Annotated in this window: 11 protein-coding genes; 8 read left to right on the top strand and 3 right to left on the bottom strand. The window is 63.8% G+C overall.

Translation table 11 applies throughout. From position 1 onward, the window contains the following. Nucleotides 1-12: 12 nt before the first annotated feature. The 5 genes from ACO06J_RS07805 to ACO06J_RS07785 all read left to right on the top strand — a co-directional run bounded on the left by ACO06J_RS07805 (nt 13) and on the right by ACO06J_RS07785 (nt 5434). Complete coding sequence (locus ACO06J_RS07805; RefSeq protein ID WP_421760140.1) at nt 13-1014, top strand: CorA family divalent cation transporter; 1002 nt, start codon at nt 13-15, stop codon at nt 1012-1014. Nucleotides 1015-1326: 312 nt separating this feature from the next. After that, on the top strand, nt 1327-3051 hold the full coding sequence (ilvD, locus tag ACO06J_RS07800; protein WP_421760139.1) for a dihydroxy-acid dehydratase: 1725 nt from the start codon (nt 1327-1329) through the stop codon (nt 3049-3051). Next, nucleotides 3038-3898 (top strand): tetratricopeptide repeat protein, encoded by an 861-nt coding sequence (locus ACO06J_RS07795; RefSeq protein WP_421760138.1) that lies wholly within the window; start codon nt 3038-3040, stop codon nt 3896-3898. The genes ilvD and ACO06J_RS07795 overlap by 14 nt, the downstream gene beginning before the upstream one ends. 138 nt (nt 3899-4036) lie before the next feature. After that, a complete protein-coding gene (locus ACO06J_RS07790) occupies nt 4037-4267 on the top strand; it encodes a hypothetical protein (protein ID WP_421760137.1) in 231 nt (76 codons plus the stop codon). 78 nt (nt 4268-4345) lie between these two features. Next, on the top strand, nt 4346-5434 hold the full coding sequence (locus tag ACO06J_RS07785) for an acyltransferase family protein (RefSeq protein WP_421760136.1): 1089 nt from the start codon (nt 4346-4348) through the stop codon (nt 5432-5434). Here ACO06J_RS07785 and xth read toward each other — a convergent pair. Genes xth through erpA form a run of 3 tightly spaced genes read right to left on the bottom strand, consistent with a single transcriptional unit; the run spans nt 5431 to nt 7758 of the window. After that, complete coding sequence (gene xth, locus ACO06J_RS07780; protein WP_421760135.1) at nt 5431-6210, bottom strand: exodeoxyribonuclease III; 780 nt, start codon at nt 6208-6210, stop codon at nt 5431-5433. The two genes, ACO06J_RS07785 and xth, sit on opposite strands and share 4 nt — an antisense overlap. Nucleotides 6211-6236: 26 nt before the next feature. Beyond that, the gene (locus tag ACO06J_RS07775) at nt 6237-7352 is read right to left on the bottom strand and encodes a serine hydrolase domain-containing protein (RefSeq protein WP_421760134.1); all 1116 of its coding nucleotides are present in this window, start codon (nt 7350-7352) and stop codon (nt 6237-6239) included. Between the two features lie 49 nt (nt 7353-7401). Then, the gene (gene erpA, locus ACO06J_RS07770; protein ID WP_421760133.1) at nt 7402-7758 is read right to left on the bottom strand and encodes an iron-sulfur cluster insertion protein ErpA; all 357 of its coding nucleotides are present in this window, start codon (nt 7756-7758) and stop codon (nt 7402-7404) included. Nucleotides 7759-7883: 125 nt separating this feature from the next. Here erpA and ACO06J_RS07765 point away from each other — a divergent pair, with 125 nt between their 5' ends. The 3 genes from ACO06J_RS07765 (at nt 7884) to ACO06J_RS07755 (ending at nt 13282) form a co-directional block, all read left to right on the top strand. Further along, entirely contained in the window at nt 7884-9077 is a 1194-nt protein-coding gene (locus ACO06J_RS07765; RefSeq protein ID WP_421760132.1) for a deoxyguanosinetriphosphate triphosphohydrolase, read from the top strand. Nucleotides 9078-9126: 49 nt separating this feature from the next. Next, nucleotides 9127-10872 carry an arginine--tRNA ligase gene (gene argS, locus ACO06J_RS07760; RefSeq protein ID WP_421760131.1) on the top strand — a complete coding sequence of 582 codons (1746 nt, stop codon included), beginning with the start codon at nt 9127-9129 and terminating at the stop codon, nt 10870-10872. A gap of 85 nt (nt 10873-10957) precedes the next feature. Next, nucleotides 10958-13282, top strand: coding sequence for an SPOR domain-containing protein (locus tag ACO06J_RS07755; protein WP_421760130.1), 2325 nt, complete (start codon nt 10958-10960; stop codon nt 13280-13282). Nucleotides 13283-13340: the final 58 nt, after the last annotated feature.

Here is a 13340-nt window from a genome sequence, read left to right as displayed (position 1 = left end):
GGCACCACGACGATGGGCGAGGCAATCCGGGCGAGCAACCAGCGTGCCCCCGTCAAGGACTGGCTCACCATCGTCGAGTTCGACGGCCGCGGCGGCGTGCGCAAGCTCACCGAAGCCGAAGAGGTGGATTTCGTCACGCCTGCCAAAGGCTTCGCCCTGGTCTCAGGCAATTCGCGAGCGCCTGAATTCAAGGTCTGGCTCAAGCACCAACTGGGCGACTTCAACGCCGACCTGATCACCGTACCCTCGACCCGCAGCCGCTGCACGGTGTTCGAGGACAAGGCACTCGCCGTGTTGCGCGTGGCGCGGCCGGGAGCTGAGCCCGAGGATGTTGGCCGCCAGCTCATGAGCCTGTGGCTCGAAAAGGGCCGCGTCATCATCGCGTCGGAGCTCAACATCGTCGAGTTCCTCGGCATCTCGCAGTGGCAGCAGACGCACCACGCGCCGATTTCACCGGCTGACCTTGTGGCGCGGCTCGGGCTGCGCGCGGCGGACCGTATGGAACCGCTGATCGAACGGATGGGCGACAGTCTCGATGACATCGAGGAATCGCTAATGCTGGCGCGCAGTGGGGACATCGCCCACAAGCTCGCCCACCTCCGCCGCACTCTGATCAACCTCCGCCGACTGATCTGGCCGCAGCGCGACGTGCTCAACACGCTGGAAATCGAAGAGCTGTCGTTTCTCACCAACCGTGATCGCGTGCGATTGCGCGAGGCGGCGACCCGAACATCCCGACTGGGCGACGAACTGCAGGCGCTATCTGAACGGGCGGTGCTGGTTCATGAACAGATTCTGGATACCCGCGCTGAGCAGATGAACCGCACCATGCTGGTGCTGACGGCGGCCACCGTCATTGCCATGCCGATGACGGTTGTGTCGGGTCTGTTGGGGATGAACGTTGCTGGGATTCCGTTCGCCCAGAACCCCGACGCCTTCTGGTTCGTGGTGCTGGGGCTCGCCGCCCTAGGCAGCAGCATGGTCTGGTTCATGCGCAAGCGGAAGTGGCTCTAGGCCGGCTGCGTCGTGGTAAACCGACGCCAATCTGAACGCCGGATGAATCGTCCGTGACGTTTTTGCAACAGCAGTATTGAATCCCGATAGCCCCATCGGCGATCAACGATTTGCTGATGACCATTGCCACATTGTGACCCTAAACGAAGCCGAGGACGAACCCACGGGCAAAGCGCAGGACGGCCGGGCAAATATTGGCTCCGACAGTACCAATCACGCGCTCTCTGCCCTTGTGGCTTGTCGGGCTGCAGATCATAAACGGCGCCTTCGAGGGGCGCCGGAGTGCTCCGGCCAGACAAGCAGGACGAGGTCATGAATAGCAACTACGTCGATAAATCGCGTCTCCCCAGCCGGCATGTGACCGAGGGCCCCGAGCGTGCACCGCACCGCTCGTACCTCTACGCCATGGGCCTGACCAGCGAGCAGATTCACCAGCCGCTGATCGGCGTGGCCACCGCGTGGAACGAAGCCGCGCCGTGCAATATATCGCTGCAGCGCCAGGCGCAGGCCGTCAAGAAAGGCGTCGCCGCTGCCCGTGGTACGCCACGCGAATTCACCACCATTACCGTCACCGACGGCATCGCCATGGGCCACCAGGGCATGAAGTCGTCGCTCGCCAGCCGCGACGTGATCGCTGACTCGGTCGAGCTCACCATGCGCGGCCACTCCTATGACGCACTGGTCGCCATGGCTGGCTGCGACAAGTCGTTGCCCGGCATGATGATGGCGATGATCCGCCTCAACGTGCCGTCGATCTTCATCTACGGCGGCTCCATCCTCCCGGGCCGCTTCCGTGGCCGCGATGTGGTGGTGCAGGACCTCTTCGAGGCCGTGGGACTCCATTCCGTCGGTAAGATGGACGACGAAACGCTCGATGAGCTCGAGCGCGTCGCCTGCCCCTCTGCCGGCTCGTGCGGCGGCCAGTATACGGCCAACACCATGGCCATGGTTGCCGAAGCCATCGGCCTCGCGCTGCCTTATTCGTGCGGCGCCCCGGCACCCTACGAAATCCGCGATGCGCTCTGTGCGCAGGCGGGTGAACAGGTGATGGAACTGCTCAAGCAGAACCTTCGCCCGCGCGATATCGTGACCCGCAGGGCGTTCGAGAACGCTGCAATGGTGGTTGCCGCGACCGGCGGCTCGACCAACGCCGCGCTGCATCTGCCGGCTATGGCACATGAGGCCGGTATCGAGTTCGATCTGTTCGACGTCGGCGAGATCTTCAAGAAGACCCCCTATATCGGCGACCTGAAGCCGGGCGGAAAATACGTCGCCAAGGACATGTTCGAAGCCGGCGGTATCCCGCAGGTGATGAAGGCGCTGCTCGTCGGCGGTTTCCTCCACGGCGATTGTATGACTGTGACCGGCAAGACCATTGCCGAGAACCTCGAAAAGGTCCGCTGGAACGACCAGCAGGACGTCGTGCGTCCGACTTCGAACCCGATCTCGCCCACCGGCGGCGTCGTGTCGCTGCGCGGCAATCTCGCGCCCGATGGCGCCATCGTTAAGGTTGCTGGCCTCAAGAACTTGCGTTTTGTCGGCCCGGCGCGTGTGTTCGATACCGAAGAGAAGTGCTTCGAAGTCGTCAACGCCAAGACCTACAAGGAAGGCGAAGTGCTCGTCATCCGCTACGAAGGCCCCAAGGGCGGCCCCGGCATGCGCGAGATGCTGTCCACCACGGCGGCGCTCTACGGCCAGGGCATGGGCGACAAGGTTGCTCTGATCACCGATGGGCGCTTCTCCGGCGCTACCCGCGGCTTCTGTGTGGGTCACGTTGGCCCCGAAGCAGCCATCGGCGGCCCGATCGCCCACATCAAGGACGGCGACATCATCACCCTCGACGCCACGACCGGCGAGATCTCGGTCAACGTGTCGGACGAAGAATTTGCCAGGCGGAAGACCGACTGGAAGCCGCGCGAGACCGAATTCGGCTCTGGCGCTATCTGGAAGTATGCCCAGCTCGTGGGTCCGGCGCGTTACGGCGCGCTGACCAACCCGGGAGCCAAGGGCGAAAAGGAGCAGTATGCGGACATCTAGGGCCAATGCCCGGGCGTCGTCCATTGTAGCCGTTGCGTTCTGGGCTGTACTCGCTGTTGCGGGTACAGCCATCCCGGCCAACGCACAGGCAAGCGGCGTCCTGCCGTCTTTGCCGGCTGAACCGCAGACCGCGGCTGATGCCGCACTGCAGATGGCCAACTCGCTTGATGGCGCCGGTGGCGGCATCTCGAGCACTGATCTCGTTACGGCGCTCGAAGACGCCGCACTGGCCGGCCAGCCCATGGCGCTTTACCAGCTCGGCCTGATGTATGAGAGCGGCGAAGGCGTCGCCAAGGATCCGGTCAAGGCTTTTGGGTATTTCAGCCAGATCGCCGACGAGCATGCCGATGCCGCCCCCAAGGGCGTTGAAGCCGATATCGTGGCGCAGTCGTTCCTCAAGGTCGGCGAGTACTACCGCACGGGCCTGCCGGAAGCCGGCATCCAGAAGAATGAAGCCTATTCCAACAAGCTGATCATGCACGCCGCTTCGTATTTCGGCGACGCGGACGCGCAGTATAAGGTCGGCGAGCTCTATCTCGACGACAAGGAACTGGGCGACAACCCGCTGCAGAGCGCCCGCTGGCTCAACCTCGCCGCCCGCAAGGGGCATGCCGGCGCGCAGGCCAAGCTCGGCAGCATGCTGTTCAACGGCGAAGGGCTCGGCCCCGACCGCGTTGAAGGCCTGATGTGGCTCACTGTCGCGTCGCGCCGCGCCGTCGGCACTGCGGACGAGGCCTGGATCGATGAACTGCTGAACAGCGCCATGTCGCTCGCCACGGCAGACGATCGCCAGAAGGCGACGGCCTTGGCAGATTCTCTCGGCACCAAGTTCGGCGGCTTGAACTAGGCTGCCCATCCGCCGGTTTTGACACCATGTGATCACGGTGGGGAACCAGCCCCTCCGTCACCTCGTTCCTGACTGAGCAATTCAGATCGGGTTCAGCCACACCGCGCTAGGCATATGACGAACCCTGTGGAGGTTGTCATGCGTTTGCCCATCCTGCTTGCCCTTGCTGTCATCGTGTTCACTCCGGCCAACATCCGTGAGATCACATTCGATGCCCTGGGCAAGGCGCAGCAGATGGTGGCGCAACTGACAGCCAAACCGTCCGAGACCACCCAGGTTGCAGATCTGAGCAGCGCCGATCTGGACAGCGCGACGGTTCTGAAGACCCGGCATGATACCGTCAAAAACAGCATCAGCAACGTTCGCTAAAGCACGACCGGGCATTCCGTTTGTCGCGACGACCTGTGTTCGTCATAGTCGGCGGACAGAAGGCAGTGGTGGCTCGAAGTGGCGTCGGAACGATCAGATTATCTCGACGGCCTGCGTGGCTTCGCCATTCTTGGCGTGGTGCTGATCCATGTCGGCCAGCTCTATTCGTCAGCCGTTCCGTCAGTGCTCGCTAACTTCACCAATTATGGTTTTCGCGGCGTACAGCTGTTTTTCATGGTCAGCGCCCTGACGCTGACGGCGTCGTTGCGGCGGCGTCCGACGGACCTCCGGCGATACGCCCTGCGGCGGTTGCTGCGCATTGCGCCGATGTTCTACCTCGCAGCCGTATTTTACCTGATCCTTGGCGGCACCGGCCCATCGCGGTTTGCGCCTGACGGGATCAGCCCGCTCGATATCTCGCTGACCTTCCTGATGCTGCACGGCTTCTCGCTGACCAGCATCAACAGCGTCGTGCCCGGCGGCTGGAGCGTTGCGTCCGAGGTCATTTTCTATGCCTTGCTGCCGTTGACCTTGATGTTCGCCACCAACCTTCACCGGTCGCTGTTCCTCCTGGTGATAGGAGTTGTGGCGGCCATCCTGTTCCCACCTGTGATCCACGCGGTCTTTTCGCAGGTGCCCCACAGAGAACTCGTCGATGATTTCGCCGAGTTTGGCTTTTTCGCCAATGCCCCGGCGTTCCTTCTCGGTATCGTCGGCTACTGGGTGCTGGAAAGCCGTGCCTCACTCAGGCTGCCAGACTATGCGGGCCCGGCGTTGATGATCTTGAGCATTGTGGGGCTGGTCGCCGTCGGCTGCGAGGATATCGCCTGGCTGCGATCGAACCTCGTAGCCGATTTCCTGCTTTTCGGATTGGTCATCGGAGGTGCTGTTTCGGCAACCTCGCTGCTGACCACCCGCGTGCTGCGCGCGCTGGGAACGGTCAGCTTCAGCCTCTATCTGTGGCATTTCGTGGTGATCGGGCTGGTCTGGGCCCTTACACGGCAGCTGGAGATCCCACCGATGCTGCAACTCGCGCTGAACTATGGAGCAACGATCGCCATCGCCTTCCTGCTCTCCACCGTCAGCTACCGCTTCATCGAAAAGCCCGGCATGCAAGTCGCCGCGTCGCTCTCCCAGCGCAAGGCAGCCTTGGCCGCCTCCGCCTAGAACGCGAACTCGCCCTCGACCGGCACGTGGTCGGAGGGCTTGTCCCAGCCGCGGACGTCCTTGTGCACGGTGACGTCGATCAGCCGGTCTGCTGCCTGCGGGGACAGCATCAGGTGGTCGATGCGGATGCCATCGTCACGGCGCCAGGCGCCCTCCTGGAAGTCCCAGAACGTATAGGACGGCTCATCGGTGACGGCCCGCAGCGCATCGGTCATGCCGAGGTTCTTCAGCGTCCGCCAGCGCGCAGCGCTTTCGGGCCGGTAGAGCGCGTCGCCAACCCATTTGTCGGGCGTCTTGGCATCGATGGCGGCGGGGATGATGTTGAAATCGCCTAGCAGGATGAAGGGCTCCTCAAGCTTCAGCCGGCCCTCGACGTAGCGATTGAGCCGATCCATCCAGCCCAGCTTGTAGGGGAACTTCTCGGTATCGACCGGATTGCCGTTGGGCAGATAAATGCAGCAGACGCGGATGGCGCCGCCTTCAACCGAGAACACGCCCTCGATCAACCGCGACTGCTCGTCTGTGTCGTCGCCCGGGAGGCCTCGATTGACCTCGTCGAAGCGGTGCTTGGAGAGGATCGCGACGCCGTTCCAGCTCTTTTGGCCGTGCGTTTCGATATTGTAGCCCAGCGCCTCGATCTCGAGACGCGGGAAGCCTTCGTCCACCGTCTTGATTTCCTGGAGGCAGACGATGTCGGGCGCGACTTCTTCAAGCCATTTGAGAAGAAGTCCCTGCCGCGCCTTGATGCCGTTGATGTTCCACGTCGCGATGCGCATGCAGAGACTCCCTTTGTAGCCGTAGCTTAGCTGAGGCCGAGCCCCGCATAAACCGCGTCGCGGACTTCGTCGCGGAACGGCCCGTTGCAGCCTTCGGGCGCCGTGTTGGAGCAGACCAGCACGGTGAGCCGGTTGGTAGGATCGATAATCCAGTTGTGTCCCCAGGCGCCGCCCCAATCGACGGTACCAACTGGGCATGGGCTCTTTGCCGCCTTCGGGTCATCAATGACGGCGCCGATCAGGCTGAAGCGCTTTCCGGCATCGTCCGCGCGTCGCGGCAGGGTACCGATCTGGTTCTTCAGAGCCTCGGCAATCGTCGTCGGCTTCAGCAGCGTGCCGCTGCCGTTATAGACCTCCAGCATCTTCATGACGTCGTCGGCCGTTCCACACGAGCCGCCGCCACCAGATTGCGTCGCATCGGCGCGGAAGATCCGGTCGACATGGAAGTTCGTGCCCTGGAGATTCTCTTCGGTGATGCGGGCGGGCGGGACCACGGGCGCAATCGGCGGATTGCCGTTGGCGTAGTTCGCGGTCACGCGCGCCGCGTCCGTCGGGGTGAAGCGCCAATCGACCATGCCCAGTGGACCACTGACATACTTGGCGACAGCAGCTTCCAGCGTCGACTTGTTGATGGCCGCGACCACGCCACCCAGCACGTCGATGCTCGTGCCATAGGTCCAGCCGGTGCCGGGCGCAAACACCAGCGGCGCTTTGGCGAGGCGCCGGAGATTCTCGTCCAGCGGAATGAACGGCCCGGACATGCCGGGGGACACGTCGGCTGGGACGGTCTCGTAGGAAAGCCCCGAAATGTGCGCGAACAGGTGCCGCAACGTGATCGGGCGAACGACGCCATCCGGGCTCGGCGGGGTGAAATAAGGCAGGTACTTGCTCACCGGGTCATCGAGCTGGAGCAGACCCTCTTCCATCATCCTGAGCGCCGCCGTGGCGACGATTGGCTTGGTCACCGAGGCGAGTCGCCAGATGGCATTGCGCTCAAGTTTTCGGTTGGCTTCGCGGTCCGCGAGCCCCGCTGTGCTGGCGTAGATCTCCTTGCCGTTCTGGTTCACCAGCACGACACAGCCCACGATTCGGTTGACGAGCGCAGCTTCAATCGCCGCGTCGACGGTTTGTTGTAGTCCCATGACTCTCTCCCTTTGGGAGAAAGTTAGGATGCTATCTGTTGAAGATCAATCAGCTTGCGACGGCAAAGCTGGTGCCGCAGCCGCAAGACGCCACCGCGTTGGGATTGCGGATCTGGAAACTCTGCCCGATCAGGTCATCGACATAGTCGATTTCTGCGCCGCCCATGAATTCAAGGCTGAGCGAATCGATCAGCACCGTCGCGTTCTCCTTGGAGAGCACGAGGTCGTCGTTGGCTGGCACTTCCTTGACGAGCTTGTATTCGTACTGGAAGCCCGAACAGCCGCCGCCCGCCACAACGATGCGCAGCACCGTGCCTTCGCCCTGCTTGGCGAGGATACGGGCGATCTTGCGCGCCGCGCGGTCTGTCAAAACGACATCATTGGATGCTACAGCAGCGTCAGTCATGAATTGCCTTTCAGGCGCCGTTCGAGCCGGTGCCGACACCCATAAACCTAATATCGTATTGTGACGATGAAAAGGGCTGGGGTGCGAAAAGGATTTTTGGACGTGAAAAGGATTTTGGCCGCCTGATGGTTGACCGCGCGCCCTATGCCTCCGATCCCGCGCTGAGCCGTGGCCGGCTCTTCGACACCGGCGCCAGTCCGACGCGCTCGGAGTTTCAGCGCGACCGTGACCGCATCATCCATTCCACGGCTTTCCGGCGTCTGCAGTACAAGACGCAAGTGTTTCTGCATCACGAGGGCCAGCACTATCGCACCCGGCTGACGCACACGCTGGAAGTGAGCCAGATGGCCCGCTCCATCGCCCGCGCGCTGCGGCTTGATGAGGACCTCGCCGAGGCGGTGGCGCTGGCGCACGACCTCGGCCACACGCCGTTCGGCCATGCCGGCGAGCGCGTGCTCCACGAAAAGATGGCCGAGTGGGGCGGGTTCGACCACAACATGCAGGCGATCCGCGTCGTCACCCGGCTTGAGAACCGCTATGCCGAGCATGATGGGCTGAACCTCAGCTGGGAGGCGCTCGAAGGCATCCTCAAGCACAATGGTCCGCTGCTCGACGCCGACGATCGGCCGGTTGGCCGCTACCTCAAGGAGGGACTGCCGGCAGGGATCGACGAGATTCCGGCCAGCGAGGACCTGCAGCTTGCGACCTTCGCCAGCCTTGAGGCGCAGTGCGCGGCGATTGCCGATGACATTGCCTATAACGCCCACGACATTGATGATGCCCTGCGCGCTGGGCTGCTCAGCATCCGTGAACTTGCCGACGTGCCGCTGGTCGGCCCCATCGTCCAGCGCGTTCTGGCACGCTGGCCCGACATCGAGCCCAATCGGCAGGCGCATGAAGTGCAGCGCGGGCTGATCACCATGATGATCGAGGATGTGATCGCCGAGAGTACGCTCGCCATCCGCGCCGCCAACCCGCAGAGCGCCGACGATGTCCGCCATGCCGGTGCAACGCTGATCCGCTTTTCGCCTCCCGTCGCAGCCGCCGAGGAGGCGCTGAAGCGCTTCATGTTCGAGCGTGTCTATCGCAGCGAGGCGGTGATGGAGCCGGTGCGGCGCAGCCAGATCGTCGTCAGCGAACTCTTCGACCACTATCTTGCCCATGCGGACATGCCAGGCCGGTGGGGCGAGTCCGCCCGTGCAGCGCCCTGGGTGGGCACCAAGGCGCGGCTCGTTGCCGATTTCATCGCCGGCATGACCGACCCCTACGCTCTCGAGCAGCACGCCCGACTGTTTGACGCCCCGGCGCAGTTGGGGTAGGGCACACGTCCCCCCAAAAACCGGCCAATTCGGGCCATCAGGGACTGATATGAACGTCTTCGCGCTTTTCCACACCCGTGTCGCCGACGCCCTCAAGGCGCTTTACCCCGATCTGTCGGGTGAAGCCCTGTCGCGCATTGTGGTGGAACCGCCGCGAGATAGCGGGCATGGCGACCTGTCGACCAACGCCGCGATGGTCGTCGCCAAACCCCTGGGCAAGAACCCGCGCGAGGTGGCAACGGCGCTGGTCGAGCACTTCAAGTCCGACGCCGATGTGGCGCTGATTGAGGTCGCCGGCCCCGGCTTCATCAATTTCCGGCTGAACGCCCCGATCTGGCATAAGGCGCTGCAGTCTGTCGCGACGCTCGGCGCCGATTTCGGCCGCACCAATGTCGGTGGCGGTGAGAAGGTCAATGTCGAGTACGTCTCGGCGAACCCGACCGGCCCGATGCATGTGGGCCATACCCGCGGTGCGGTGTTTGGCGACGCGCTGGCCTCGCTCATGGCCTATTCGGGCTACGATGTAACGCGCGAGTACTACATCAACGACGCGGGCAGCCAGATCGAGACGCTCGCCCGCTCCACCGTGCTGCGCTATCGCGAGGCGCTGGGCGAGACCATCGATATCCCGTCGGGCTTTTATCCCGGCGACTATCTGATCCCGGTCGGCCAGGCGTTGGCGGCCGAATTCGGCCCGAGCCTCATTGGGAAGCCCGACAGCGAAGTCATTCCGATCGTCAAGGATCGGGTGCTGAAGGCCATGCTGGAACTGATCAAGGCCGATCTCGCCAAGCTCAACATCCATCATGACGTGTTCTTTTCGGAAAAGACGCTGCACGGGCAGGGGGGCGATATCGACCTCACGCTGCAGTGGCTGCGCGACGAGGGCATGATCTACGAAGGCCGGCTCGAGCCCCCCAAGGGCAAGACGCCCGAGGACTGGGAAGACCGCGAGCAGACCCTGTTCCGCGCCACCAATTACGGCGATGACGTCGATCGGCCGCTGGTCAAATCCGACGGCAGCTATACCTATTTCGCCGCTGATATCGCGTACCACCGGAACAAGTACCTGCGCGGCTTCAAGCACATGGTCAACGTGCTCGGCGCCGACCATTCGGGCTATGTGAAGCGGCTTGAGGCGGCGGTGAAGGCGGTTTCGCTGGGCGAAGCCGAGATCGACGTGCGCATTTGTCAGCTCGTCCGGCTGATGAAAAATGGCGAGCCGTTCAAGATGAGCAAACGCTCCGGCGACCTCGTTACGCTCGCCGATGTGGTTGAGGAAGTCGGCCCCGATGCCGTCCGCTTCATGCTGCTCTACCGGAGGAACGACGCGTCGATGGACTTCGATTTCGCGCAGGTCAAAGAGCAGACCCGCGACAATCCTGTGTTCTATGTGCAGTACGCCCACGCCCGGACCTGGTCGATTTTCCGCAATGTTGCCAAGGAGATGCCTGGGCTGGACGTGTCTGTGGCAGCGCTCGCTGGCGCCGATGTGGGGCGTCTAGATTCTGCTGCAGACCTGGAACTCATCCGCGCTGTTGCGCAGTGGCCGCGTATCGTCGCTGCCGCTGCATTGGCCCACGAGCCGCACCGGATTGCCTTCTACCTCTATGAGTTGGCGGGCGCCTTCCATGGCTTCTGGGCCAAGGGCAGTCATGACGTTGCCTTACGATTTGTTAACGCCGATGATTCAAAGCTGACATTGGCCCGACTCGCCCTCGTCGGCGCCGTTCGTCAGGTCCTCCTCAATGGCTTGGCGTTGCTTGGAGTATCGGCACCAGATGAGCTTTCATAATTCCGGCGCATTGGTGTGACGATAACCCAGCAACGCTCGGCGGGGGTCGAGGCGAGCATTGGGGACCCGGAGGGCGCTGCTTTCCATGACAGCGAGACCGCAGCAGATGCCTGATGGCCAGGATAAATCCGACGACCTGATCGCAGAACTGGCCAAGTTGATGGCCAGTGGTGCCGGTGGGGCCGAGCCCGATGCGAAGCCAGCACCGCGGCTGGTTACGCTCGATGAGGGCACTGCGCCGCCTGCCGGGATCCGTATTCCCGGCATGGATGCGCCGGTCGCTCCGGCTGCACAACAGCCGGCAGCCGCTCGACCGATGACACCGCCTCCGGCATTGCGTATTCCGGGCATGGACCGGCCCGTGCCTGCATCGCCCGCGCCGGCAATGCCGTCCGCTGCTGCGTCCGTCGCGCCGCCTGCCGAGGCTGCGCCTGCCAAACCCGCCGCATTCGACTTTGGTGTCTTGCCGGCGGCAAGTGCGATGAAGCCCGAGCCGCTGGTCAACTGGCAGGATCGCGAAGTTCCGCGTCCCGCAGCACGACCGGCTGCCATCGAGTCCGTCTCGGCTCCGCCGGCGCCGTCCTTTGCGCCACCCGCTGCCACAGTGACGCAAGCTGCGCCGCAGCCTGCTCCCGTATCGGAGCCGCGCTACGAGCCAGAGGCACCTGAACCCGTTCGCGTCGCTCCTGTGATTGCGAGTGCCCCGCCGGTCGCGGCCGAGCCTGTCGTCGCTTCGCCAAAAAAGCAGCCTGAAGGCGACGCGTTCAATTTCGATTTTGGCTTTGGGTCTGCACCGCCCGTCGAGCAGCACGCCGCCGAACACAGCGATGACCCTATCGCCGATTTGATCTCCGCCGATCTGGATGCCGGGTTCGATGAGCCGGTGGCGCCTGCGCAGCAGCAGGTCGCGCTACGTCCGTCCATTCCGCCGCAGCCCGCGCCGCGCCCGCTTCCGCAACCCGCAGCGCAACGTCCCCTCGGCCAGGCGCCGGTTCCGGCACGCCCGATGCCCGCCCCGCCGCCGCGTCTGCCCGAACGGGCCCCGATGCAGCAGGCTGTCGCCACCGCGCCGCATACGCCGGTCGAGCGTGACCCGATGGAAGAGATCGAGAGCCTGATTGGTGAGGCGGTTCGGGTCGAGCTGTCCTCCCCAGAGCGCGCCGCTCCTCAGATGCCTGCGCCAGTCGCGGCTTCTGCCGCGCCTGTCGTGCCTCCCCTGACCACCGGCTTTGCCCCGCGTAGGGCTTCGCTGAAGGACGCTGAGCCGCGCAACTCCAGCAGCGAGTCGGCCATCCTTGCCGCCGCCGCCGCTTCCGGTTCAGATACACTGCGCTCCGACAGCCGCATTGCAGCTGAGCCGAGCCCCTATAAGCGCCCGCGCGCCAAAGCGGAAAAGCGCTCGTTCATGGCTGGCGGCATGCGCCAGTATGTCGGCATGGCCGTTGCCGGTACTTTGCTGCTCGCCGCTGGTTTTGGCCTTTACTGGGTCATCGGCATGGGCCGCGGCAACGATGGCGAAGCGCCCGTGCTGAAGGCAGACGCTACGCCGGTGAAGGAAACGCCGCCCGCCACCGCGACCACTGATACGCAGGGCTCCGTCGTCTTCAACGAGATGGACGGGGTCAAGGCTGACCCGAACGAACAACTCGTCTCGCGCGACAGCACCACCGATACCCCGGTCGCCGACGTGGCGCGCACGGTGGGCACTGATGGCGACACATCCAGCGAGAGCGAACTGGCGAACCGCAAGGTGCGCACGGTTACCGTTCGTCCCGACGGTACAATCGTGAACGGCGACGAGGCGGTTGCCGGCAACGAAGAACTGCCGGTCGATCGGCCGAACGTACCCGATCTGCCGGGTGGCGATGTCCAGCCGTCCGAACTGCTGGCCTCGGTTCCGACCAACGACACCCCGGCAGCTGCCACGCAAGCGACTACCGATGCTTCGGCTAACGGGTTGTCGGCGTCCTATACGCCCAACCCCAACGCCGTGATCAATCCCAATATCGTCGCGCCGGTTCCCATGGCGCGTCCTGCGGACCGCTCGACGCTCGGCGGCGGTTCCAACGCCAAGGTTGCGGCAGTGGCGACGCCTGCTGCACCAGTGGATCTGATGCCTGCTACCGACGCGGCACCAGCGGCGGCTGCGCCCGTATCGAGTGGCGGCGGCTCTTATGTGCAGCTGTCTTCGCAGCCGACGGAAGCCGATGCGCAGGCGTCGCTGCGGGCCACCCAGAAGCGCCTGGGCAATGTGGTCAACGACGCCGGTCTCGAAATCCGGCAAGTCAATCTCGGCGCCAAGGGCACGTGGTACCGCGTTGTGCTGCCGACGGCGTCGTTCCAGACGGCCACGCAGACCTGTGCGTCAATGAAGGCCCAGGGCGTCGATTGCGTGGCTATCAAGGGGTGATGGTGCCGTTTAGGCGCCATCGGCTTGCTTGACGCGTTCAGTGTCACGGGCCAAGGTT

Origin of the sequence: Devosia sp., from assembly GCF_965229025.1 — a bacterium.
GTDB lineage: Bacteria > Pseudomonadota > Alphaproteobacteria > Rhizobiales > Devosiaceae > Devosia_A.
This window is presented reverse-complemented; position numbering and strand designations above follow the sequence as displayed.